Source organism: Gracilibacillus orientalis (assembly GCF_900114645.1).
In the GTDB taxonomy this organism is placed as follows: Bacteria; Bacillota; Bacilli; order Bacillales; family Amphibacillaceae; genus Gracilibacillus; species Gracilibacillus orientalis.
This window is the reverse complement of record NZ_FOTR01000002.1, coordinates 192,669-218,034: the sequence shown is the minus strand read 5'-3', so window position 1 is coordinate 218,034 and position 25,366 is coordinate 192,669. Positions and strand designations below refer to the sequence as shown.

The window sequence follows — 25,366 nt, the reverse complement described above, 5'->3', positions numbered from 1 at the left end:
TTCTTCTTAATGAAAAGGGGGCGTTATTGTGCTACGTGTTGGTATAATAGGACTTGGTGATATTTCAAAGATTCATAAAGCTGCGATTAATGAAAATTCACATGCTGAATTAGTAGCAGTTTGTGATATCGACACATCACTGCAAAGTAGTTTTAAAGAAGTGCCGTTTTACAAGGATTATCAAGTGATGTTAGATGAAGTGGTTCTTGACTGCGTTCATATCTGCTTACCGCATTATTTACATTATCCAGCAACAAAAGCAGCAGTGGAAAACGGCGTCCATGTTATGTTAGAGAAACCACTTGCACATGATTTAACAGATAGCCACGCCATTGTTGAGCTGGAAGAACAACACCCTGAAGTGAAAATTTGTGTCAGTCTGCAAAACCGGCTGAATGAAACAGTTGAAGAATTAGCATCCATAATTTCCAAAGGTAACTATGGAGAAGTAAAAGGGGTGAAAGGAATTGTCACATGGCATCGTCCTAAATCGTATTACGATGCGAAGCCATGGCGTGGTTCGATGGAAACAGCCGGTGGTGGTGTCATGATTAATCAATCAATCCATACATTAGATTTTTTGCAATGGTTTGGAGGCGAAATTTATAGTATTCGTGGTTCTGTCGATCGTTTACTAGATTACGGCTATGATGTCGAGGATACGGCAACCGCTCATATTAAATATCAAAATGGGGCAACAGGTCTCTTCTTTGCTACTATTTCCAATGCACAGAACTCTTCTGTTGAATTTCAGGTTATGTTAGAAACAGCAAAATTAACGATAAAAGACAGTATATTAACGATTGCTAATGAAACTGGAAAGAAAGTGAAACTGATAGAAGACCAGAAGTTACCAGGTTCGAAGTTTTATTATGGGGCCAGTCATGCGAAATTAATTGATCAATTTTATCAGGAAGTGAAACGGGATGGTAATGAGTATATTCATGCTAAAGATGCGCAAGTTTCGATGGAAATGATTCATCTAATACGTGAATCATCAGATGCAAAACAAACGATGAAAATGAAGCTGTATCATGATCAAAGGTAATAATATAGAAGAAAGTTAAATGACTAGAATAGGAGGTTACATACGGATCTGTTCCTATTTAGATTAAAAAAACAGGTTTTTCTAATTGGTTTTAATAGGAAAATCAATTGAAAACACTTACAATGGTTAATAGATTATTAGATGTAAGGAGTGTTAGAAGATGAGTAAAGCAGATGGTATGAATTACGCACCAGAGGGTAAACCGAATCCTGTTGTCAAAGAAGGGGAATTTGTCTTTGCGGCTGCAGGGTTAGACCATGGACATATCTTTGGTCAATGTAATGGATTGCTAGAAGCAGGTGCTACTTTAAAGTGGGTCTATGATCCGGATCAAAAAAAGGTGGACAACTTTCTAAAAAAATTTCCGCAGGCTAAACAGGCAGAGTCTTTAGAACAAGTGTTAGGCGATCAGGAAGTGAAGCTTGTAGCAGCAGCGGCGATCCCATCGGAAAGAAGTGCTTTAGGGAATCGAGTCATGAGAGCAGGGAAAGATTATTTCACAGACAAAACACCATTCACAACACCCGAACAATTAAAAGAAACGAAAAAGGTAGTAGAAGAAACAGGGCAGAAATATATGGTTTATTTCAGTGAACGCCTACACGTGGAAAGTGCAGTTTTTGCGGGTCAATTAATTGAACAAGGTGCAATAGGCAGAGTTATTCAAGTAACAGGATTTGGCCCACATCGCCTGAATGCACCAAGTCGACCAGATTGGTTTTTTGAAAAAGAAAAATATGGCGGGATATTGTGTGATATTGGCAGTCATCAAATCGAGCAATTTTTATTTTATGCTGGATGTGAAGATGCAGAAGTAATGCACAGTAAAATTGGAAATTATGATAACCCAGACCATCCTGAACTGGATGATTATGGGGATGCGACATTACGAGGAGATAATGGTGCAACTCAATTTTTTCGTGTCGATTGGTTTACACCAGACGGTTTAAGTACATGGGGAGATGGAAGGATGTTTATTGTTGGAACGGAAGGAACAATAGAGATCCGGAAATATGTTGATTTAGCAACAGATAAAGGTGGCAATCAGCTTTATCTTGTCAATCAAGAAGGGGAAAAACATTATGACTTGAATGGCAAAGTAGGCTTCCCGTTCTTTGGCGAACTGATTAAAGATTGTATCCATCGTACCGAGCATGCGATGACACAAAAACACGCATTTAAAGCTGCCGAACTATGCTTGAAAGCCCAGGAAAAAGCGATAGACGTTACCAAGTGATCAAAAGATGCTGCCTTCGTTAATAGGCAGCATTTTTCCTATGATAAAGTGAAAACTCCATCAGTGGAACGATTAGCACCGTCAGCTTAATCAGATTCCTATATTTGAACAAAAACTGAAAACTGTTTGTAATATAGATCCCCCCGTGCGTGTTACACAGACGCTCGGCAATTCTCTTAGTAAGCGTCGATTTTTCTTAAGAAAACAATATTCCTTTTTTAAGAATTATGTGATAAAATTAAAATAACAACGTTGTTATAAAGTAAAACTTCCACCAGTGTAGGTTTTACGGACAATTAGCACCTTGATAAAGGGGAGTGAGCATTTGACAGAGTTTCTCGTCATCTTTAAAGATGTAATTCTCCCTATTTTTATTTTATTAGCGATTGGGTTTTGTTTACATCTTAAGTTTACATTGGATATAGCGACATTAGCCAAATTAAATATTTATTTTGTCGTTCCAGGTTTTATTTTTGTAAGATTGTATGAATCAACTTTTAGTCTACAGCTATTCGCACATGTGCTAGGATTTTTTCTTTTACTGGTTTTTTTGCTCTATTTAGCAGCGATAATTACTTCCAAGATAATGGGAATTAAAGGTGGAAAGAAGACGACATTTGCCAACAGTGTGATGTTTTTTAATTCAGGCAATTACGGTGTACCGGTAAATGATTTAGTGTTTCGCGGTGATCCGTATGCTATGTCCATTCAAGTTATTGTATTAACCTTACAAAACATTTTTCTTTTTTCTTATGGCATTTTTTCTCTGAGGGCAGCTAAAGATGGAAAGTGGAAGGCAGCTTTAGGTTATTTTAAAATGCCGGTATTATATGCCATGCTTTCAGGTATCTTGTTAAATGCATGGAATATTTCAATTCCTGAACCAATTTGGGTATCAGCTAATTACATAGCTGATGCAATGATAGCGTTTGCGTTGATTACTTTAGGTGCACAGGTCGCTCGAATGAAATTCAAAAGAGGGTTATATACAGTTTATGCTAGTATTACCTTACGTCTAATTGGCGGGCCGATTGTAGCATTTATTATTATTAGTCTTTTTCAACTGGACGGTACCATGGCGCAAGCATTATTGATTGCTTCAGCGATGCCTACTTCCGTTAATAGTGCTGTCATTGCAGAAGAATACAAAAGTCATCCAGATTTAGCAGCACAAACAGTATTATTTTCAACTATAGCGAGTATGCTTACGGTGACAGGAACCGTCTACATTGCTCAACTATTATTTTAGGCAGTTTAAAGCAACACAGGTTTTTGTTTAACAGGTAAAAACATTAATTTGTCCACTAAACAAATTAATGATATACTATACGCAATAAATTAGTTAAGCGGTATCATTACTAATTTTAAAGGAGTGAATTCAATGGGGATTTTACATGAATTAGTGCAAGATATTCCGATTCCTAAAATGATGAAAGCGAAACAATATTTCGATGATCAACAAATTGCTGATTTAGGCTCAGTGTTGAATCAGCAATTAAATCAAAAAGGAATAGAGAATCAGATCAAACCAGGAATGGAAGTGGCTGTTGCAGTTGGTAGTCGTGGGCTTGACCGTCTTGTTGAAACAACGAAAGTAACGATAGATTTCCTTAAAGAGCATGGTGCTAAGCCATTTATCGTTCCTTGTATGGGCAGTCATGGCGGTGCAACAGGTCCAGGACAAAAAGCAGTACTTGAGCATCTTGGTGTTAAAGAAGATGTAGTTGGAGCAGAAATACGTTCATCAATGGAAGTAATTAAAATTGATGAGTTAGAAAATGGATTACCGATCTATATTGATAAGCTTGCTTCAGAAGCAGATGGAATCGTTGTCCTTAATCGTGTGAAGCCACATACTGCATTTCGTGGTCCTGTCGAAAGTGGCATTATGAAAATGATTAGTATTGGTTTAGGGAAGCAAAAAGGTGCAGAAGCTTGTCATCAATTAGGTTTTAAACATATGGCAGAGCACGTACCAGCAATGGGAAAAATTATCATTGATAAAATGCCCATTCTTTTTACGGTAGCAACGGTAGAAAATGCGTTTGATAAAGTCGCAACATTAGAAGTATTATTACCGGAAGAAATTGAAGAACGTGAACCAGAGCTGCAAAAACTTTCCAAGAAATCGTTACCGAAGCTATTCTTTGAACAGATCGACGTGTTGGTAATCGATGAAATTGGTAAAAACATCAGTGGAGATGGAATGGATCCGAATATCACTGGACGCTATCCAACACCATATGCCTATGGTGGACCGAATGTATCTAAAATGGTGGTATTAGATCTAACGGAGGAAACAGAAGGCAATGCCAATGGTGTCGGTACAGCAGATTTCACTACACAAAAACTGGTAGACAAAATGAATCGTGAAGCAACCTATGCTAATGGTTTAACTTCTACAGTTGTGGGTCCAACACATATATCAACAGCAATGCCTAACGAAAAAACAGCCATTCAAGCTGCAATCAAAACATGTAATATTTTGGACTTTACCAAAGCTAGAGTGGTTCGAATTAAAAATACATTGGAAATTGGTGAGATCGAAGTTTCGGAAAATATGCTTGAAGATGTAGAAAAACATGAAAGTCTTGAGAAATTGTCAGACTTATATGATTTTGAATTTGATCATGAAGGAAATCTAAAATAAAACAGAGAGGGGAAACATATTAATGAGTAAACTATTTGATTTAACAGGAAAAGTAGCAGTAGCACTTGGGGGAAATAGTACATTAGGTGGTTCAATGTCGAAAGGCTTGGCAGAACATGGAGCGAAAGTTGCCATTGTTGGGCGTAATCTGGATACCGCTGAGGAAGTTGTCAAAGAAATTCAAAACGATGGTGGCGAAGCAAAAGCTTTTCAGGCAGATGTGAGTAATCTTCCAACAGTAGAAAAAGTAGCAGAAGAAATTGAAGAATGGGCAGGAGGATGGGATATTCTCGTAAACGCACCGGGAATGAATAGTACCACTCCATACTTAGAGCTTTCTACAGAAGAATGGGATAAAATCATGGATGTTAACTTAAAAGGGATTGTGTTCGCCACGCAAATTTTTGCGAAGAAAATGGTAGAGCAGCAACGTGGCGGTAGCATTATTAACATTTCGTCTGTTTCATCTACCAATCCACTATCTAAAGTGTTCACTTATTCCGCTTCAAAAGCAGCAATCAACAGTGTAACGCAATATTTAGCACGTGAATTTGCACCACACAATATACGTGTGAATGCAATCATTCCAGGATTCTTTCCAGCAGAACAAAACCGTAAAATTCTAAGTGAAGACCGTGTTAATTCGATTATGAATCATACACCAATGAACCGTTTTGGTGAGCCAGAAGAATTACAAGGTGCGACGGTTTATCTTGCATCAGATAAAGCAAGCGGATATGTTACAGGGGAATTATTGCGAGTTGATGGTGGTTTTGGAAGTATGACGATATAATAAAGACAACAAAAACCACAAAGGGAGGGAGATAGAACATGGTCGAACAAAAACATCAACAGTTAGTTTCTATTCTCCAGGAAATGAAGAAAGTAGTCGTGGCTTTTTCGGGTGGTGTAGACAGTACCTATTTATTAAAAGTAGCAGTGGATACATTAGGTGTTGATGACGTACTGGCAGTAACAGCGGACTCGGAAACTTATCCAACAAGTGAGCTGGAAGAAGCCAAACGGTTAGCCGAGCATATCGGTGCCAGACATCAAGTGATCGAAACGAGTGAATTAGCGATTCCCGGTTATACAGAGAACGATAAAAACCGTTGCTATTTTTGTAAAAACAGCTTGTTTGATCATCTTGTTCCGATTATGCAGGAAAAAGGATTCCAGAACATTGTATATGGTGTGATTGCCGATGATATGAGCGAGTTTCGTCCTGGCATGAGAGCGGCGAAAGAGCAGGGGGTACGCGGTCCTCTACAAGAAGCTGATTTATTTAAAGAAGAAATTCGTGAATTGTCGAAGCAGCTGGACTTGCCAACATGGGATAAACCATCATTTGCATGTTTATCGTCAAGGATTGCCTATGGTGAAACAATAACGAAGGCAAAGCTCACTAAAGTAGATAAGTCAGAAGCTTTTTTGAAAACTATTGGTCTTCGTCAAGTGAGAGTGCGTACGCATGAAGACATTGCAAGAATTGAAGTAGAACCGCAAGACATGCAGACATTATTAGCGAATCATCAACGAGTAACTGAAAAACTGCAGAGCTATGGCTATAAATTTGTTACAATGGACTTGGTAGGATATAAAAGCGGTAGTATGAACCGAGCTCTATCATAACATGGAGAAAAAGCTTTGGATCTTTCTTGTCCAAAGCTTTTCCTCTTCTGGGTGAAGGAGGACATTATGGAGGAAGTAGTGATTGGTCTCGATTTTGGGACTACAAGTGTGAAAGCAGTAGCATTTGATTTAAAAGGAAACGTAAAAACAGAAGCAGAACAATTGATTGAAACCTATTATCCCAAACCATCATTTGTTGAACAGAAACCTGATGAAATCGAAGCAAGTGCTAGAAAGGTGCTTGCCGATGTTTTTGCTGCAACAAAACAACAACATGTATTAACGGTCGGTATTTCATGTGCGATGCACTCGTTGATCTGTGTCGATCAAGATGGAAGCCCACTGTCAGATATGTCGATTTGGTCTGATGGAAGAAGCAGTGAATTAGTCACTGATTTAGACCCAACTGTTAAGAAGAGTGTCTACAGTAAAACAGGTACACCGATTCATCCGATGTCACCATTAGTAAAGCTTATGTGGATGAGAGAAAATAACTATCAACCGTATCAACAAGCAGCATATTTTATGTCGCTTAAGGAATATCTGTTGTTTAAATGGTTTGATAAGCGAGTCATTGATTATTCGATGGCATCTGCTACCGGTTTAATGAATGTAAAATCACTGGATTGGGAAGAGGAAGCACTAGGGCTTGCTGGCGTTGAACGTTCGCAATTATCAAAGATTGTCGGACCAACGGAAATAGTGGAAGGCCTAAAAGTGGAAATTGCTGAGGAAATAAGTTGGCCAGATGGTACTCCGTTAGTAATAGGTGCTGCAGATGGGCAATTAGCCAATCTTGGAAATGGTGCGATAAAGCCAGGAGAAGTAGCGGTTACTGTCGGCACTAGTGGCGCAATCCGACAATTGATATCCGGTCAGCATGTTAATGATAACGGCGAAACTTTCAGTTATGCCTTTACTTCAGATACCTCAATCATTGGCGGTCCGACTAACAATGGCGGTATTGCTTTACAATGGCTGAAGGATATGATGGAATTTGAAGGCAGTCACGAACAATTTTTAGCAGGAGCAGAAGACTTGGAGATAGGTGCTGACGGATTATTGTTTATACCATATGTCAATGGTGAACGTGCACCAGTTTGGAATCAACAAGCACGTGGTAATTTTTACGGTTTAAACGTAACCCATCGACGTCCACATCTAGTCCGTGCTGTTTTGGAAGGAATTGTGTTTAATTTGTATCAAATTGGACAATCACTCGAAGAAATTGCTGGAGAACCAACTAGTATTTCGGTAAATGGAGGATTGTCAAAATCCCCTTTATGGGTTCAGATTTTAGCAGATGTGTTTGGTAAGGAAATACAACTAGCCGACACACACCATGGTGCAGCTTGGGGAGCAAGTTGGACAGCACTCGTAGCTACTGGCAAAGTAGAATCATTCGAAAAGATTAAAGAGAATATTCCGATTGATAAAATTGTCGAACCAAATATGGACAATCATGTACAATATAAAGAAGTGTTTACAAAATATCAGCAAATTGCTAAGGATATAGAAAAGTATTTTTAAAAAAGTGGCCACAAAAGGTTTAAAAGTGGCCATCAAATGCGTAAAAGTGGCCACTAAGTTGAAAGAAGTGGCCATCAAATCAAAAAAAGTGGCCATTAAACCAGTGAAAGTGGCCATAAACTAGTGAACAGCACGTTTATGTGTCTCACTTTATCACGGTGTTAACCGTCTGTAAGCCCCCCACTTCAAGTAACACAAGGAAGCAAAGTGAGGGATAACAGACGCTAACACCCTGATAAGTTTCGCTAATGATCAGTGGGGGTCAAAACCCCCACTGATCATAGTCTCACTTTATCACGGTGCTAACCGTCTGTAAGCCCCCCCACTTCAAGTAACACAAGGAAGCAAAGTGGGGGATAACAGACGCTAACACCCTGATAAGTTTCGCTAATGATCAGTGGGGGTCAAAACCCCCACTGATCATAGTCTCACTTTATGGATGTGATGAAATGCTTGAAGATATTTTAAAAAGAGTAGCCAGTGGAGAAATATCACCAGATGAGGCAAAAGAAAAGCTCGCTACATTTGAAAATTTGGGTTTTGCAAAAGTCGATCATCATCGAAAAAAACGACAAGGCTTTCCTGAAGTTATTTTTGGTGAAGGGAAAGATCCGTCACAAATTATCGATATTTCCCGGGCAATGATGGAAAAAAAGGAAAACATATTAGTAACAAGAGTTACTCAATCTAAGGCAGAAGAGATTGTCGAACGATTATCTGATTTTCAATATGATCATACAAGCAGAACACTTTTTATGAAAAACAGTCCAGAAGAAAATCATTATAAAGGCTATATTGCCGTGGTATGTGCAGGAACTTCTGATTTGCCGGTCGCAGAAGAAGCTGCCAAAACAGCGGAAGCTTATGGTGTTGAAGTCAGACGATTTTATGATGTAGGTGTAGCAGGAATTCATCGCCTAATGGCACATATTGATGAAATAAGAGGAGCAACAGTATCTGTTATTGTAGCCGGGATGGAAGGAGCATTACCGAGTGTCGTCGGAGGGCTTGTCTCTCATCCGATAATGGCAGTGCCGACAAGTGTTGGATACGGTGCTAATTTTCAAGGACTATCTGCTTTGCTGACGATGCTTAATTCTTGTGCATCAGGAATCAGCGTGGTTAATATTGATAATGGATTTGGTGGCGCTTATAATGCGGTAATGATTCACAGAATTGCGAATCAATCATCATAAAATATAATTTATCACGGTGCTAACCGTCTGTAAGCCCCCTACTGATCATAGTCTCACTTTATGTGGTAAAACTCGTTTCAATCACAAATGGAACGAGTTTTACTATTTTCATTACATGAGTGAACAGGTAGGTTATTCAATTTCTTACGACTTCTCATACCATGCATGTTATAATAATTACCGGTATTTTAATTCAGATAAGGAGTAATCGATGGTGAAGAAATTCAGTTTTATGTTACTAGTGATATTAATTGTTATCCTGGCAAGTTGCAGTGATAAACCAACACCCGAAACTAATGCAGAATCAAATGAAGATCAATTAACATTAGCAATCGGCGGAGAGCCAGATGACGGTTTTGATCCAACAACTGGTTGGGGAAGATATGGCTCACCACTTTTTCAAAGTACATTATTAACACAAGATAGTGAAATGGAAATGACATATGATCTGGCAACCGATTATCACGTGTCAGAAGATGGCTTAACATGGACTCTTACACTTCGGGAAGATGTACAATTTTCCGATGGTGAACCATTAACAGCCACTGATGTTAAGTTTACATATGAAAAAGCAAAACAAGCCCAATCGATTGTCGACTTAGCCAATCAGGAAAGAGTCGAAACAGAAGGTGACTATCAAGTGACTTTTCACCTTTCACAGCCTCAGTCGACATTTGTCTATACGTTGCAAAGATTAGGAATTGTTCCAGAACATGCTTATGATGAGAATTATGCAGAGAATCCGGTCGGTTCCGGTCCTTATCAATTAGTGGAATGGCGTAAGGGAGAGCAATTAATCGTCGAAAAAAATCCTCACTACTATGGTAATGAATTTGAATTTGAGCAGCTCACCTTTTTATTTGCGGGAGAAGATCAGGCAATTGCGGCAGCAAAAGCGGGACAAGTGGATGTTTTATCAGTGCCGATCACAATGGCCGATCAAGAAATTAAAGGGATGAAACAGATCTCCTTACAAAGTGTTGATAACAGAGGGGTAATGCTGCCGTACCCAGAACCGACTACGAACGAAGAGGGAGAGCAAGTCGGTAATGACGTAACGTCAGATCCTGCTATCCGAAAAGCGCTCAATTATGCAGTGGACCGCGAAGCAATCGTAGACGGTGTACTAAATGGCGAAGGAACAGTTGCTTATTCCAGTGCGGACGGTTTACCATGGGGAAACTCTGACACTACGATTGAAGATGCTGATCAAGAGCGTGCCGAACAGATTTTAACGGATGCAGGCTGGCAACGTGGAGAAGATGATTTCTTTGAGAAAGATGGACAAAAGGCTAGTATAACGTTGTATTATCCATCAGGAGACCAAATGAGACAATCCTTATCTCTAGTGTTTGCAGATATGATCAATCAATTTGGCATGGAAGTCACTACAGAAGGTGTAAGCTGGAGTGAAATGGAACGAGAAATGCATGCTAATCCTGTTATGATGGGATGGGGGAGCCATGATCCAATTGAAATATATTCCCTTTATCATTCCTCCATGCAAGGAATCGACTATTATAATGCTAATTATTATCACAATGAACAAGTGGATCACTATTTAGATCAAGCGATTCATGCACGTACAGAAGATGAGGCATATGAATACTGGAAACTGGCCCAATGGGATGGTGAGACAGGTATAAATACGTTAGGAGATGCACCTTGGGTATGGCTGGTTAACCTCAATCATATTTACTATATTAATGAGACTATTGAAATCGGTGATCAAAAGGTACAACCTCATGGTCATGGGTGGCCGATTACTGATTTTATTACAGAATGGCAAGTAGTAGAATAAAAAGGAAAGGAGACGAACGTAAATGGCAGTTGCAATCATAAAGAAATTATTACGGCTTGTTTTATTGCTGTTTGCGGTAAGTCTCCTTACTTTTTTACTTGTCAGCATGTCTCCGGTTGACCCGGTACGAGCATATATTGGAGCAGACATGCTACTTGTAAGTCCAGAGCAACGAGAGCTAATCGAAGCATACTGGGGCTTGGATCAACCTCTCATTACACAATATCTCCAATGGATTTCTAGTATTCTGTCAGGTGATTTCGGTACATCGCTAATTCATCGAGTGCCTGTGATAGAGGTGATAGTTGATAGATTTTTCTCTTCCATTCTATTAATTGCTCTTGCTTGGTTCATGTCAGGAACTTTAGGGGTTGTGTTAGGGTCTATTGCTGCTATGAAAAAAGGAACATGGATTGACCGATTTGTTAACGGATATTGCTATCTATTACTTTCTACACCAGGATTTTGGTTAGGATTATTACTTTTAATGGTATTTTCGGTCTGGCTGGGTATCTTTCCGACAGGCCTAAGTGCACCGATAGGCATAACTGCATCAGAAGTAACCTTTGGCGATCGTCTCTATCATGCCATATTACCTGCTTTAACACTTAGTATTATCGGTGTTGCCAATGTTTGTTTACATACAAGAGAAAAAATGTTAGATGTGCTGCAAACACCTTATATCCTGCAGGCGAGAGCGAATGGTTATGCAGGTATCCGTTTATTTATGAGACATGGTCTTCGAAATATGCTGTTACCTGCGATTTCGGTGCATTTCGCCTCGTTTGGTGAGTTGTTTGGTGGTGCAATTATCGCAGAACAAGTTTTCAGTTATCCTGGATTAGGACAAGCAGTGGTGGATGCAGGGTTGCAAGGTGATATGCCACTGTTTTTAGCAATTGTATTGATTAGCGCACTATTTGTTTTCGTTGGTAATTGGTTAGCAGATATCTTATATCTCGTGATAGACCCGCGCTTACGAAAAGGGGGGAGCAGGTCATGAAGAAAAACATGCTAATCCCACTTTTCCTATTTCTTGTTTTCTATCTGCTATCATTCGTGATAAATGATACGATACGTCTTGATTTAATCGGTAAAAATCAGGCACCGAGTTTATCTCATTTGTTCGGAACTGACTGGTTGGGACGTGATATGTTACTACGAACGTTAAAAGGTATACAACTTAGTATTACCCTTGGTATTGTAACCGCACTGCTTTCGACATGCTTAGGCCTTTTACTGAGTCTTTTGGCAACGTTCAATCCATTGTTTGATAAATTGGTAGCATGGCTGATCGATTTATTTTTGAGTTTACCACATCTTGTTACCTTAATATTAATTTCGTTTGTTTTAGGTGGTGGATTCAAAGGTGTAGTTATTGGCTTAATGTTGACCCATTGGCCCGCAATAACAAGGGTACTAAGAGCAGAGCTATTACAATTACAGACAATGCCATATGTGCAAATTTCCAAACAATTGGGAAAAGGATTCTGGTGGCGAGCAAGACATCATTTTCTTCCACATCTTTTTCCGCAATTAATGGTAGGCTTTACCTTAATCTTTCCGCATGCGATTTTACATGAAGCATCGATTACTTTCTTAGGATTCGGTTTATCAGCAGAGCAACCGGCTATTGGTATTATCTTATCAGAATCGATGCAATATTTATCTTCAGGTATGTGGTGGCTAGCCTTCTTTCCAGGTTTGACACTGTTAATGATGATCATTCTATTTCAATGTTTTGCTAAAGCATTCAAACACTATTTAGAAAGGGATCGTTCCTATGGACACTATTTTAACGGTTAACCAACTTTCTGTATTTCATCAGAACGCAGAACATTATCTCTTAGAAGATATTCATTTTTCGTTATATAGAGGACAAGTCTTAGCACTTGTTGGTGCAAGTGGTTCAGGAAAAAGTTTATTAGCACAATCGATATTGCAATTGTTGCCTGATAACCTTCGTCAAAATGGTGATGTGTTATATAGCGATCGACAGGTTAATGAGCATGATCGTGGCAGAAATATCGTTTTAATACCACAATCAGTAGAAGCTTTGGATCCGTTAATGAAAGTTGGTAAACAGATAGAAGGTCTGATTCAAGCAGAGAATCCTCATCAAGTGATGTTAGACTTATTAGCGCAATTAGGTTTGAATGCCGATATTGCAACACGCTATCCTTTTCAATTATCCGGGGGACAAGCACGTAGAGTTTTAGCAACAATTGCGCTCGGGAGTCCTGCTAATGTGGTGATTGCCGATGAACCAACTCCAGGTCTTGACGAAGAGGCTAAGTATGAGATGATTGCTTTATTAAAAGAGGTTCAACAAGCAGGGAAAGCAATCCTCTTGATTACCCATGATTTTGATGTAGCACTTCAGCTTGCAGACCAGGTAGCAGTTTTAGATCAAGGGGAGATCATAGAAGTAACCGATGTCCATCATTTTTCTGGTGATGGCGAGAAATTAGTACATCCATTAACGAAAGCATTATGGCAGTCTCTACCACAAAATCTATTTATAAAATATGCAGAAAAAACATAAATTGCGAAATAATTCTTTTGTGAATCGCTCTCTGCCGGAGCATTTCCAAGCACTCATCATTAATCAGATTGGGAGGAAACTGCACCAAGGCAAATTTCATTAGTTCGCAGTTTGTATTTATTATGAAGAAAGTGATTTTTTATTTTTTTTCATGAGGAGCTTGTTAATGCTAGAGGTAGCAAATTTATCTTATACTTTACCGAATCAAACAACCCTTTTCGATGATATTTCTTTGACACTTGATGAAGGAGAAATTATTGGACTGAGTGGTGCAAGCGGGTTGGGCAAGACGACATTTGCCAAAGTAATAACAGGTTATCTACCTGCACAATCAGGAGAAATCAATTGCAAATCATTAAAAAATAAACCACATCCTGTTCAATTAATTTGGCAGCACCCGGAACAATCGGTCAATCCTAAATGGCGTTTACAGAAAGTATTAGAGGAAGCGGGAGACATAAATAAACACTTGCTGAATCAATTGAATATACCTTTTGAATGGTTGCAGCGTTATCCACATCAGCTTTCAGGAGGCCAATTACAAAGAATATGCATTGCACGATGTTTATTAACAAATCCTTCCTATATCATTGCAGACGAAATTACAACGATGTTAGATCCAATTGCACAAGCAGAAATATGGCAACTGATAATGGAATATGTCCAAAAAAATAAGATAGGATTACTGATTATTAGTCATGATCATCCATTGTTAGAGAATCTATGTGAAAAAATATTAGATTTTACACAATTTGTGAAACCATTCGAGGGTCTTTCACGTAATAATGATGAAGGGGTGAGGACATGAGAGATCAACCAAATGAAAGAATTGCCACGGATGCAATTAAAGCATGGAAATTAACGGCACAGCTTATTGCAATTATACCTTTATTACTAACGATTGCAGCCTTTGTGGGAACCTATTTTTTTGACTTTTTGCAGTATTGGGTAGGTATTGTACTAGCAGTTTTTACCGTTCTGGAATGGGCAATTACTATCCTTTTTATACCACAATTAAGATGGAAAAGATGGCGCTACCAAATCTATGATCAGGAAATATACATACAACATGGTATTATAATCGTGACTAGAACTGTAGTACCAATGATAAGGGTACAGCATGTCGATACACAACAAGGTCCGATTTTAAAGAAGTATGGATTAGCGACATTGCAGATTTCAACTGCTGCTACAACACATGAAATACCTGCCTTATTAGAAGAAGAAGCAGCGGATTTACGTGACCAAATATCTGAGTTAGCGAGGGTGGAACAAGATGATGTCTGAACCAAAACGACTACACCCGGCAGGTATGATTTTTAATATCATTCAGGCCATCCGTCATTCCGTATTTGGTTTTTTGCCACTTGTCCTTTTAGCAGTAGGAAATGATGCGTGGTTTTATGTCATTCTTGGTGCCTCCATTTTAATCGGTTTAATCATTATATTTAGTGTTTTATCCTGGTTCCGCTATACCTATCAATTAGAAGAAGATCAAATTCGGATTGAACAAGGTATTTTAATAAGGAAAAAGCGAACGATTTCGAAGCATCGGATTCAATCGATTGATCTGTCGCAAAATATAATTCATCGCATGATGGGTTTAACAAAAGTACAGATTGAGACTGCCGGTAGTGATCACCGGATTGATGCGACTTTATCTGCGGTAACGAAGGCAGATGGTAAAATGCTTCACGATCAACTTAAATACAAGAAACCAGTGACAGTAGTAGACGAGAACGAAGGTACTGAAGGACTCAAGCAGGAAATAAATGAGGAAGTACAAGAAAAAGATTATCCTCAGAAAAAAGTTACCCCGAAAGCATTACTTGCTGCTGGATCAACATCAGGCAGCTTCGGGATTATTCTTGGTTTATTTGGTTTAGTCTTTTCAGAGTTAGAAACGTTTATTCCAGACAGATTTTATAATCAGGCAACAGAATGGTTGTTTTCTCAAGCGACTCAAGTGTTAATCGTATTTGCTGTTGTCGTATTGATTTTATTGTGGCTGATTGGTATTTTACAAACCTTAATCCAATATTGGAATTTTACCATTACTAGATATGACAAAGAATTGTTTATTACGAGAGGATTATTAGAAAAGAAACAATCAACCATTCCCCTAAAAAGGATTCAAGCGGTGGGTATTAAGGAAACAATTATTCGCCAGCCATTAGGGCTAGCTTCAGTCTATGTCGAAATTGCCAGTGGCGAAATCGGCCAGAATCAAGACATGCACACATTAATCTTTCCTTTAATGCGAAAAAAACACATCGTTACCTTTTTAAAGGAGTTATTACCAGAATATCGCTATCAGCCTAAAGAATTGATCAAATTACCGAAGAAAGCAATCCCTTATTATATGATTCGAGTAGCTCTAGTACCATTGATCGCAACGATTGTAATTGCTATCATGTTTTTTGAATTTGCTTGGATACCATTAATAGTGACATTAATTGCTTGCATATATGGCTATTTTCAATTCAAAACAACGGGATATCTTATTCAGAATCAACAATTGCTGGTACAGACTCGTATTATTAGTAGGGATACTGCCTTAGTGCAGCACAAAAGATTACAATCCTTGCAAAAGAAACAGCACATTTTACATCGAAAACAAGGATTGGCAACATTAGATACAGCAATCTTAAATAAGTTTGTTGGTCGCCACTTCATTGTAAGAGAATTAAGAGTAGAGGATGTAAATCAAATAGCAGATTGGTATTCTTACCGGGAAAAGCCACTCTAATTATATAATATTGTGTAGGATAATTAGTACATCATTTGTACTAGTTATCCTTTTTTTATTATATTACAATCACACATAAAAATACCCAATAATTTGTTATATTATCTAACAAATTAGAACGATCAATATTCAGGTTATAGATTATTTTTTAGTTTTTTGGATCTTTTTGCTTGTGATAGAACGCAATTTAATAACTACTGTGCAGGAATAGCAGGTGTTTGTAATTCATATTTAGTAGTGATACCTTTTTTAACTCTGCTAGGTAATAATAACGAATTATATCCATTTGCGTAAGATTCCCTTACAGATATATTGAACAACATTTTTCCTCAATTATACTAATATATATCATTTTCAATGAGGAGGGATGTTAAAAACAAGCTGATTTTAAATCCGAAAGAAATTAAATTAAATCTTGTATAAGAAAGGGGTTATTCCATTGTTTAAATCAAAATCTAGTATCCTTTTAAATCATATCGTTATTGTCACACTAATTTTTCTTATTGGAATTACAGGATTTACTTTTACACAACCTGTTTCCGCAGCAGGAGAATTTCCTTTTGAAGAAATCACAGTAGAAAAGCTGATGGCTGGATATTCTGAAGGTGAATATACAAGTGAAGAAGTTGTACAATCATACTTAAACCGTATAGAGAAATACGAAGAAAGTTATAATGCGTTTACTGTACTTAATCCTGACGCTTTAGAAGAAGCGAGGGAAATTGATCGTCTCCGTGAAGAAGGAGAAGAACTCGGTCCGTTAGCAGGTGTACCAATTGTCATGAAAGAGGCCGTTAACATGGCTGGTTTCCCGACAACATTCGGATGGGCACCACTCAGTAAAGAAGCTGGGGGAATAGAATTAATTCCTTCCGAAGATGCAACAATTGTAAAGAGATTGATAGAAGCGGGTGCAATTATCATTGGTAGAACCAATATTCCAGCCTTCAGTGCGTCAGGTACCCATGCCAATACAAGTTGGGCAGGTTCTACGTATAATGCGTTAGATCGAAATGTTGCACCGGGCGGAAGTAGCAGTGGTACAGCTACTTCAGTCTCAGGTAACTTTGCTGTCTTAGGTATCGCGGAAGAAACAGGGGGATCAATCCAAAACCCAGCAGCTGCACAGGCTTTGGTAGGAATTAAACCATCGTTCGGATTGGTGCCGACCACTGGAGTTACACCACTTGCTGGCAGTACACGTGATGTATTAGGTCCCCATGCCCGCACAGTTGAAGATGCTGCCCGTATGCTTGACGTCATTGCAGGCTATTCGGAAGAGGACCCGAAAACCGAAGCTGCCAAAGGTCATGTTCCTGACAGCTATACCAATACACTTGATGATACGGCTTTGGAAGGAAAACGTCTTGGACTTTATGGTCCTAGCTGGCGTACTGATGAAGAACTAACGGAAGAAACACAAGAACTATATGACCAAGCTATCGAGGAATTGGAAAGTCAAGGAGCAGAAGTTGTAACCGATCCATTTGAAGGATCTGAATTTGCTGAGTTTGTAGAAGAAGAAGGCAATATCGGTTATGAAGCATTCTTCTATGACCTGGATAATTATTTGGAAAACTTAGATCCAAGTGATGATAGTTTATCTGTTGATAGTGTTTTTGAAGAGGTAGGGGAAATTCCTTGGACAGAAGATGGACCGCTTAGTTGGCTTAGAGACCGAATGGATATAGAAAAAGGTCTGGAAGATCCGGATGTTGAACCTGATTTAACGAATTTTGAAGAAGTGAAAAGTGAATATCTTCGTATCATCGAAAGTGTAATGGAAGAACATGACCTTGATGGTTTTGTATATCCGCAAATGTCGAAAGTGACTCCTTCACTTGGTGAAGAAGACATCGGAGCGACTACTGTTTCGGAAATCAATATTAGCGGATTGCCACTAATCACGATTCCTGCAGGTTATTATGATAATGGTTCGCCGTTTGCTATAGCCATGTTCGGTAAGACATGGAGTGAAGCTGATTTGATTGGAATGGCTTATGATTATGAGCAAGCTACCGATCACCGTGAATCCCCTGAATTAGTTGTAGCACCGATAACGGAGACGGAAGACGGTGGTGAGCTACCGAATACAGCAAAAAACTATTCCGTTTATATGCTTATCGGTATGTTGATTACTTTAGCAGGATTGGTTGTATATGTTCGATTCAGAAACCATACGAAAAAAACCCAATAAACAGCAGTTCAACAGTAAAAAGTGGCTTCTTGTCTTATCTACTGTCCTGATGTTGTCTGGACTGCTTGTTACTGGTGCTAATGCCTATCATTTCCTGCAAGGATACCTTCTCTATAAACCTGGTAATATAGCGGAAGACTTAGGTGACGGAGACAAGACAAAAGCATCAATTCAAATGGAAAATAAAACTCCAATTATTTCAAATGAGGAGGAAATAATTGAACAGCAGAAAGAGCCGCTTTATTCCGAACAACCTGAACAAGGAGCACATATCGGAGAGTTAATCATTCCAAAACTTGATGCTTCTCTTCCCATCTATCATGGTACCGATGAAGATGAACTGGTAAAAGGAGTTGGTCATTATGCAGGGAGTGTGTTACCTGGAGAACAGGATAATACAGTGCTATCAGGGCACCGGGATACCGTATTTAGGGATCTTGGAATAGTGGGTGAAAATGATTTATTGATTGTGAAAACTACAGCTGGTAGATTTACTTACAAGGTAAATCAGGTGCGTATTGTTGATGAGGACGATCGTACTGTGATTGTACCGGCACCGACTGCCACTTTGACAGTGACTACTTGTTATCCCTTTAATTTTATTGGGTCAGCTCCTGAAAGATATGTACTGGTAGCTGAAATGATAAAATCGGAAATATGATGATAGGATAAAAACTACCTGATTTCTCATCCATAAGAAATCAGGTAGTTTTTTTGGCTGTATTTTAATAGAATTTTGATTCCCAATATAATTTGATTATATAAAACAGCAGTAACTAAAATAATGGGATCTTTCCCTATTATTTTGATCCCATTCTAAATTGCAAAATAAAAATATTGACGATTTGTTGCATTAGGTGTATTATTTTTCACGAGGGAAACTTTTTGGGTGATTGTGCATATATATAATGGAGTTCTGAATCACAGTTTACGGTGAACAAACATCCGTAAGCTTCCCACTTCATGACTAGGAAGAACCAAAAGCAGTTATAAGTGGATGAACTCACGCTAATTATAATGAAGAATAAAGAAAAACCATAAGGATGGAAGACTCACTTAATCACGGTGCTAATCGTCTGTAAGCCTCCCACTTCAAGCTTCAAGTAATACAAGGAAGCTAAGTGGGGGATAACAGACGCTAACACCCTGATAAGTTTCGCTAATGATCAGTGGGGATCAAAACCCTCACTGATCATAGTCTCACTTAATAATAGTTTACTTGGGAGAGGTGTACAGCTGATGGAATTAGAAGGAGTGGTATGGGCGTTTAGTTTGACATTACTTGCAGGTTTGGCAACAGGTGTTGGTAGTATATTGGCATTTTTTACTTCTAATACAAATACAAAATTTTTGTCATGGGCACTTGGATTTTCAGCTGGTGTGATGATCTATGTCTCCATGGTAGAAATTTTTGTGAAAGCACAAGACTCATTGGTAGGTGAATTGGGGGAAACATCAGGTAGTTGGCTAACGGTAATTGGATTTTTCGCGGGTATGATCTTAATAGCATTAATTGATAAATTTATTCCGAAGCAGGGGAATCCACATGAACTGAAGAAAGTAGAGGATATGAACAAAAATCCAAATGGTGATGAAAGTTTATTGAAAATGGGTACGTTCACTGCTTTAGCCATTGGTATTCATAACTTTCCTGAAGGGATTGCTACTTTTACGGCTGCTTTACAAGATCCTAGTTTAGGGGTGGCCATTGCCGTCGCAATAGCCATTCACAATATCCCAGAGGGAATCGCCGTTTCTGTTCCGATTTATTTTTCTACAGGGGACAAAAAGAAGGCATTTAAATTGTCCTTTCTGTCAGGATTAGCTGAACCAATTGGAGCAATAGCTGCCTTTTTATTTTTAATGCCTTTTCTATCAGAAGTGTTGTTTGGTATGATTTTTGCGGCTGTGGCTGGTATTATGGTTTTTATCTCTTTAGATGAATTACTACCAGCAGCTAAGAAATACGATGAAGCTCATACATCTATATATGGTCTTATTACAGGTATGGCAGTAATGGCATTAAGTTTATTATTGTTCATATAAAAACGGGGATTGTTTAATTAAGATGATCATTTGTAGGATAGTTAGTCCATTATGTGGTCTAATTATCCTTTTTTAATTACATAATTATTTGGATAAATGATGGTTAAAAATATGGTTTTTAAATGTATAATATGGAATTGCGAATAAGAACATTAATATGTGCAAGAAAAAGAATCATTCATATCAACAAAGGGATTTGACGTAAACAGTTAGTGAAATGTCGTCTTTTGCTAGTTACAAAACGATATTGGATTGGTAATATAATAACTGTCCTGCCAACAAGGCAAACACAATCAAAACTGATGAATGTATAGATATCTAAGGGAGAGGCTTTAAAAATGTCGGCTTATACTCGTATTAAATTTCCTGCAGGATTTTGGACAGGATTACGTCAATTAGGGATTACCCCCGATGAAGTGGTTCGAAAAGCGGGGCTTCCACTCACTATTATTAATGAACCAGTTGTCACCGTCCCCCAATATTTTTCAATCTGGCAGGCTTATTCCGATACAATAGGTGACACTGCCAAAGGAATTATTAAGTTAACGACCGGCTTTGAAACAGTTCATTTTCCACCAACTGTTCTAGCAGCTTACCACGCTCGTGACTACCGCGACGCACTAACACGCATGGCTCGGTATAAACGACTGTGTCCCCCTGAAAACTTACTTATCACAGAGACAGGCGATGATTATACTATTGAACTGGAATGGTTGTACACAGATCAACCGGGTCCTGCGATGTTGAATGGTATTACGCTTGCATTTCTTTTGGAGTTAGGACGCCGAGGAGCTGGTCAGCCATTGACGGCAAAATCCGTTGAATTCTCGCATTTAATGGACGACGTTCAGTCACTTGAAGCTTACTTCGGATGCCGTGTCCAAATCGGTGGAAGTAGTGACAAATTAACGCTCCATAGAAGTGACCTTCACCGCCCCTTTGTTTCGTATAACGCAGAATTGCTTGAGATCCTGACTCCCGTATTGGACCAATCATTAAATGGTCATCAACGTAGTATCTCAATTACCGAGATGGTCAAATGGATCATGAAACGTAGCCTTGCAGGGGGGTGTTTCAACATTCAGACTGTTGCTGGCGAATTGGGGATAAGCAATCGTACCTTGCAGCGCCGTCTTCATGACGAAGGAACAAGCTTCAATCATCTGTTGACACAAGTCCGACAAGAGCAGGCACGAGAGTACTTAGCAGATCCCTCGCTCGATATTAGCGAAGTGGCCTTCCTGATTGGTTATGAAGACCAAAACTCGTTCTATCGAGCCTTTCGTCTTTGGGAGGATGATACTCCTTCAAATTGGCGTGCTGAGCATTTTGGTACAAACTCAATAAACTGACCTTGTTTTTAACTATAAATGATAAGGAGACATGTATTATGGAAATGGGATTAACCAATAAAACGGCTTTAGTTACGGGTTCAACGAAAGGTATAGGTAAAGCAATTGCTATAGAACTTGCCAAAGAAGGTGTTGATGTCCTTATTAATGGGCGAGATTATGAAGAGGTAGAACGAATTGTAAATGAAATTAAAACAGATTTTCCGACTACCTCTCCTCAAAATGCTAGATGCGATATTGTGGATATTCAACAACGAGAGGATTTATTCGAAAAATATCCTCATATTGATATATTAGTTAACAATATGGGTATTTATGAAATTATGCAATATGAGGACGTTGACGATGAAGTATGGGAAAAATATTTCCGTACAAATGTCCTTGCAGCAAATGGATTATCCAAATTTTATTTACCTAAAATGTTGAACAATGATTTTGGACGAATTATCTTTATTGCGAGTGAGGAAGCAATTATGCCTTCAGGACAAATGCCTCAGTATTGTATGACAAAATCAATGTTATTATCATTGTCAAAAAGCTTATCTAAATTAACAATAGGAAAAGAAGTTACAGTCAATACGATCATGCCAGGACCGACACTATCTGAAAATGTGCATCAAATCATTGAGGGTTTGTACGCTGATAAAGATATGACCTTTTCAGAGAAAGAGAAGGAATTTATGACTGCAAATCTGCCTCAATCTGAAATACAACGATTTATCAGACCTACTGAAATAGGCAGGCTAACTACTTTTGTCAGTAGTCCTTATGCATCCGCATTTAAAGGGGCTCCAATCCGTATGGATGGAGGGCTGGTACCGACTATTTTTTAACGCTCTTCATATATAGTTAGAAATGTGAAATTATATCTGCTTAGGAGTTTGTTCTTGTTAAAGAAACGGGCGCTAGAGCTCAAAAAGACGATCGTCAAATGATCGTCTTTTTTCAAGGTTTAAAATTAAAATGATGTGCTGGAATATTATGTTAAAATTAGGAAAGAAGATATTGTGCTATAGAATGTTTATAAGATTAATAAAGATGAGGCAGAAGAGTTGAAGAGGTATTTGTTAGCTTATCCGGCCAGTTAATTGAATAAAAGTGATGATAAAAAATAAAGGAAATATTTATAGCAATCGAGAAGAAGTCCATAGCTATCGTGTGTGATAAGGTTAAGAGAACAAAAGAAGGGAGAAGAATATATGAAAAAATCGCAAAATCATCTGCAACTACCAAATGTTGTGTCACAGGATGAATGGCTTGTGGCTCGTCAGGAACTGCTGGCCAAAGAGAAGGATTTCACTAAGGAACGGGATGCGCTGAATGCCGAGCGCCGTCGACTCCCAATGGTAGAGATTAATAAGGACTATGTCTTAGATGGCCCGCATGGTAAGACCAATTTGCTTGATTTGTTTGAAGGGCGTCTTCAACTTATCGTGCATCATTTTATGTTCGATCCTGATTGGGAAGCCGGTTGTCCAGCTTGTTCGCTGGCTGCGGACAATATCGGTCATCTTGCCCATCTGCATGCACGCAACACGTCATTGGCCTTGATATCCCGTGCTCCACTTCCTAAGCTTCAACGGTACAAGGAACGCATGGGTTGGAACATTCCTTGGTACTCCTCCTATGATAGCGACTTTAACTATGACTTTCACGCTACACTGGACGAATCCGTTACTCCGATCGAATACAACTACTTGACCAAGGACGAGCTTCTTCAGAAGGGCGTACCCGTTGATTCCGGACAGTCAATGGAAGTGCCTGGCGTGAGCACCTTTCTTCGCGATGGTGAAAGAATTTTTCACACGTATACGACCTATGCCCGTGGAACTGACCTAATACTTGGTAACTTCAACTACCTCGATTTAACAGCTCTCGGCAGGCAGGAGGACTGGGAACAGCCACCTGGACGTAGTGACGGCAACGGCAAGACATGGCTCCGCCGTCACGATGAATATGAACACTCATTTGAATCGGATTCTTGTTGCCATTCAAAAAAGAGCGATTTGTAATCAATGTAGTTCATCAATATATAATTATCAGTTAACATATGTTTAATGGGCGCATGAAAGAATAAAAAGTGCGTCCGTTTTGTGTATAAGAGCCAGTTAAAGCAAGATGTTTCTGTTTTTAGTGAACTGTACGAGGGATGGGTGGAACGGATAATTGGCTTAATGATGTTAGAGAAACAGTTTTAATGTTAGAGATGCTAGACGGCAAGGCGTAGGGGGATAATATGGAATCAAAGCTAATTATCATACGAGGAAACTCTGGAAGTGGAAAAACAACGACTGCGAAAAGTCTCCAAAATCGTTTGGGGCGTGGAACGCTCTTGGTTTCTCAGGATACCGTTCGTCGTGAAATGCTGAAGGTTCACGATAGGGATGGAAACCTTTCAATTGATTTGATTCGACAAATTGCTGAATACGGTAAAGATAAATGTGAATTTATTATTGTGGAAGGAATCCTGTATAAACATCGTTATGGTGAAATGTTGAATAACTTAATCCAGTTCTATAACAAAAAGACATATACTTATTATTTTGATTTATCCTTTGAGGAAACAGTCATACGTCACAACTCAAGTTCGAAAAAGCTGGAGTTCGGAGAAGATGCTTTATGCTCCTGGTGGAATCCAAGCGATTATCTTGGCGTGGATGGAGAAACAATACTGATTAATGATATGTCACAGAACGATGTATTGAAACTGATTTTAAATCAACTGGAAGAGTAATTACCCCTAATTTGTTTTAAGACCTCTTTAATTTTTTATTGTGCTAACTGGTGCGTTAGGTGAAAAGGAAAGAAAATTAGACCACACATTTTAGATGTATAAAATATGTGGTCCCTTTAATATCAACTGTTTTGCTTATCTTACCTGAATACAAAATTTCCATCGTTCTAATCGGCGCTCTCTGTTTGTCTAACTTCGTATCATCTTTGCAATAAAGACTACAAGTGCAATCACTAGTAAAATGTGGATGATGCCACCTGCAATTTCAAATAAGAAGCCAATAATCCAAACTAATAATAGTATGCCTATAATTGTCCAAAGCATGTAGTCCACTCCTTCTTCTCAATTGTTACGTATAAATTACCCATTAACGACAATTTTAAACTTTTTCCGATAAAATGTTGCAATAATAGAAGTAGCTTGTTATAATAATCAACATAGTTTCGTTAAGAGATTGTTAATTATTTTTAATAAACTGTTAATAAACAGTAGTATTAACAGATACATGCGGGTGTAGTTTAGTGGTAAAACCCCAGCCTTCCAAGCTGATGTCGAGGGTTCGATTCCCTTCACCCGCTCCATACATAGAGTTGAACGTAGTGTTTCGTTTTTAATGAAGCATTACGTTTTTTTAATGCTTAATAAAACT

23 protein-coding genes and 1 tRNA gene are annotated in these 25,366 nt (G+C 38.6%); 23 read left to right on the top strand and 1 reads right to left on the bottom strand.

What is annotated here, in order from left to right; genetic code table 11:
* Window positions 1-28: 28 nt before the first annotated feature.
* From BM121_RS04515 to BM121_RS04410, 22 genes are all read left to right on the top strand, one after another.
* Complete coding sequence (locus tag BM121_RS04515) at window positions 29-1,048, top strand: Gfo/Idh/MocA family protein (RefSeq protein WP_091481743.1); 1,020 nt, start codon at window positions 29-31, stop codon at window positions 1,046-1,048.
* 160 nt (window positions 1,049-1,208) lie between these two features.
* Window positions 1,209-2,285: a Gfo/Idh/MocA family protein gene (locus tag BM121_RS04510; RefSeq protein ID WP_091481740.1), complete on the top strand. Its 1,077-nt coding sequence runs from the start codon at window positions 1,209-1,211 to the stop codon at window positions 2,283-2,285.
* A gap of 325 nt (window positions 2,286-2,610) precedes the next feature.
* On the top strand, window positions 2,611-3,534 hold the full coding sequence (locus BM121_RS04505) for an AEC family transporter (protein WP_091481738.1): 924 nt from the start codon (window positions 2,611-2,613) through the stop codon (window positions 3,532-3,534).
* A 132-nt stretch (window positions 3,535-3,666) separates the two neighbouring features.
* Complete coding sequence (locus tag BM121_RS04500; RefSeq protein WP_091481735.1) at window positions 3,667-4,935, top strand: nickel pincer cofactor-dependent isomerase, group 22; 1,269 nt, start codon at window positions 3,667-3,669, stop codon at window positions 4,933-4,935.
* Between the two features lie 22 nt (window positions 4,936-4,957).
* Window positions 4,958-5,728, top strand: coding sequence for a glucose 1-dehydrogenase (locus tag BM121_RS04495; RefSeq protein WP_091481733.1), 771 nt, complete (start codon window positions 4,958-4,960; stop codon window positions 5,726-5,728).
* 38 nt (window positions 5,729-5,766) lie between these two features.
* Window positions 5,767-6,567, top strand: coding sequence for an ATP-dependent sacrificial sulfur transferase LarE (gene larE, locus BM121_RS04490; protein WP_091481729.1), 801 nt, complete (start codon window positions 5,767-5,769; stop codon window positions 6,565-6,567).
* 66 nt (window positions 6,568-6,633) lie between these two features.
* Window positions 6,634-8,097 carry a gluconokinase gene (locus tag BM121_RS04485; RefSeq protein ID WP_091481726.1) on the top strand — a complete coding sequence of 488 codons (1,464 nt, stop codon included), beginning with the start codon at window positions 6,634-6,636 and terminating at the stop codon, window positions 8,095-8,097.
* A 449-nt stretch (window positions 8,098-8,546) separates the two neighbouring features.
* A complete protein-coding gene (gene larB / locus BM121_RS04480; protein WP_091481723.1) occupies window positions 8,547-9,293 on the top strand; it encodes a nickel pincer cofactor biosynthesis protein LarB in 747 nt (248 codons plus the stop codon).
* 211 nt (window positions 9,294-9,504) lie between these two features.
* A complete protein-coding gene (locus BM121_RS04475; RefSeq protein ID WP_091481721.1) occupies window positions 9,505-11,094 on the top strand; it encodes an ABC transporter substrate-binding protein in 1,590 nt (529 codons plus the stop codon).
* A 22-nt stretch (window positions 11,095-11,116) separates the two neighbouring features.
* Complete coding sequence (locus tag BM121_RS04470) at window positions 11,117-12,097, top strand: ABC transporter permease (RefSeq protein WP_091481718.1); 981 nt, start codon at window positions 11,117-11,119, stop codon at window positions 12,095-12,097.
* Entirely contained in the window at window positions 12,094-12,900 is an 807-nt protein-coding gene (locus tag BM121_RS04465) for an ABC transporter permease (protein WP_091481715.1), read from the top strand. Before BM121_RS04470 ends, BM121_RS04465 begins: the two co-directional genes overlap by 4 nt.
* Entirely contained in the window at window positions 12,878-13,639 is a 762-nt protein-coding gene (locus BM121_RS04460; protein WP_091481713.1) for an ATP-binding cassette domain-containing protein, read from the top strand. Before BM121_RS04465 ends, BM121_RS04460 begins: the two co-directional genes overlap by 23 nt.
* 166 nt (window positions 13,640-13,805) lie before the next feature.
* Window positions 13,806-14,447 (top strand): ABC transporter ATP-binding protein, encoded by a 642-nt coding sequence (locus tag BM121_RS04455; protein ID WP_091481710.1) that lies wholly within the window; start codon window positions 13,806-13,808, stop codon window positions 14,445-14,447.
* Window positions 14,444-14,926, top strand: a complete 483-nt coding sequence (locus BM121_RS04450) for a PH domain-containing protein (RefSeq protein WP_091481708.1) — start codon at window positions 14,444-14,446, stop codon at window positions 14,924-14,926. Before BM121_RS04455 ends, BM121_RS04450 begins: the two co-directional genes overlap by 4 nt.
* Entirely contained in the window at window positions 14,919-16,388 is a 1,470-nt protein-coding gene (locus BM121_RS04445; RefSeq protein WP_245780733.1) for a PH domain-containing protein, read from the top strand. The genes BM121_RS04450 and BM121_RS04445 overlap by 8 nt, the downstream gene beginning before the upstream one ends.
* Before the next feature lie 439 nt (window positions 16,389-16,827).
* Window positions 16,828-18,585, top strand: a complete 1,758-nt coding sequence (locus BM121_RS04440) for an amidase (protein WP_245780732.1) — start codon at window positions 16,828-16,830, stop codon at window positions 18,583-18,585.
* A complete protein-coding gene (locus BM121_RS04435; RefSeq protein WP_091481702.1) occupies window positions 18,548-19,246 on the top strand; it encodes a class D sortase in 699 nt (232 codons plus the stop codon). Before BM121_RS04440 ends, BM121_RS04435 begins: the two co-directional genes overlap by 38 nt.
* Before the next feature lie 578 nt (window positions 19,247-19,824).
* The gene (gene zupT / locus BM121_RS04430) at window positions 19,825-20,631 is read left to right on the top strand and encodes a zinc transporter ZupT (protein WP_091481700.1); all 807 of its coding nucleotides are present in this window, start codon (window positions 19,825-19,827) and stop codon (window positions 20,629-20,631) included.
* A 338-nt stretch (window positions 20,632-20,969) separates the two neighbouring features.
* Complete coding sequence (locus tag BM121_RS04425) at window positions 20,970-21,983, top strand: AraC family transcriptional regulator (protein ID WP_091481697.1); 1,014 nt, start codon at window positions 20,970-20,972, stop codon at window positions 21,981-21,983.
* Window positions 21,984-22,021: 38 nt separating this feature from the next.
* Window positions 22,022-22,816: an SDR family NAD(P)-dependent oxidoreductase gene (locus tag BM121_RS04420; protein WP_091481694.1), complete on the top strand. Its 795-nt coding sequence runs from the start codon at window positions 22,022-22,024 to the stop codon at window positions 22,814-22,816.
* A gap of 366 nt (window positions 22,817-23,182) precedes the next feature.
* On the top strand, window positions 23,183-23,995 hold the full coding sequence (locus tag BM121_RS04415; protein ID WP_091481691.1) for a DUF899 domain-containing protein: 813 nt from the start codon (window positions 23,183-23,185) through the stop codon (window positions 23,993-23,995).
* A gap of 224 nt (window positions 23,996-24,219) precedes the next feature.
* Window positions 24,220-24,717: a kinase gene (locus tag BM121_RS04410; RefSeq protein WP_091481689.1), complete on the top strand. Its 498-nt coding sequence runs from the start codon at window positions 24,220-24,222 to the stop codon at window positions 24,715-24,717.
* A 189-nt stretch (window positions 24,718-24,906) separates the two neighbouring features.
* Here the strand turns inward: BM121_RS04410 and BM121_RS21740 are convergent, their stop codons facing one another.
* A complete protein-coding gene (locus BM121_RS21740) occupies window positions 24,907-25,041 on the bottom strand; it encodes a lmo0937 family membrane protein (RefSeq protein WP_139220247.1) in 135 nt (44 codons plus the stop codon).
* 183 nt (window positions 25,042-25,224) lie between these two features.
* On the opposite strand from BM121_RS21740, the gene BM121_RS04405 reads away from it, so the two are divergent.
* Window positions 25,225-25,298, top strand: a tRNA-Gly gene (locus BM121_RS04405).
* Window positions 25,299-25,366: the final 68 nt, after the last annotated feature.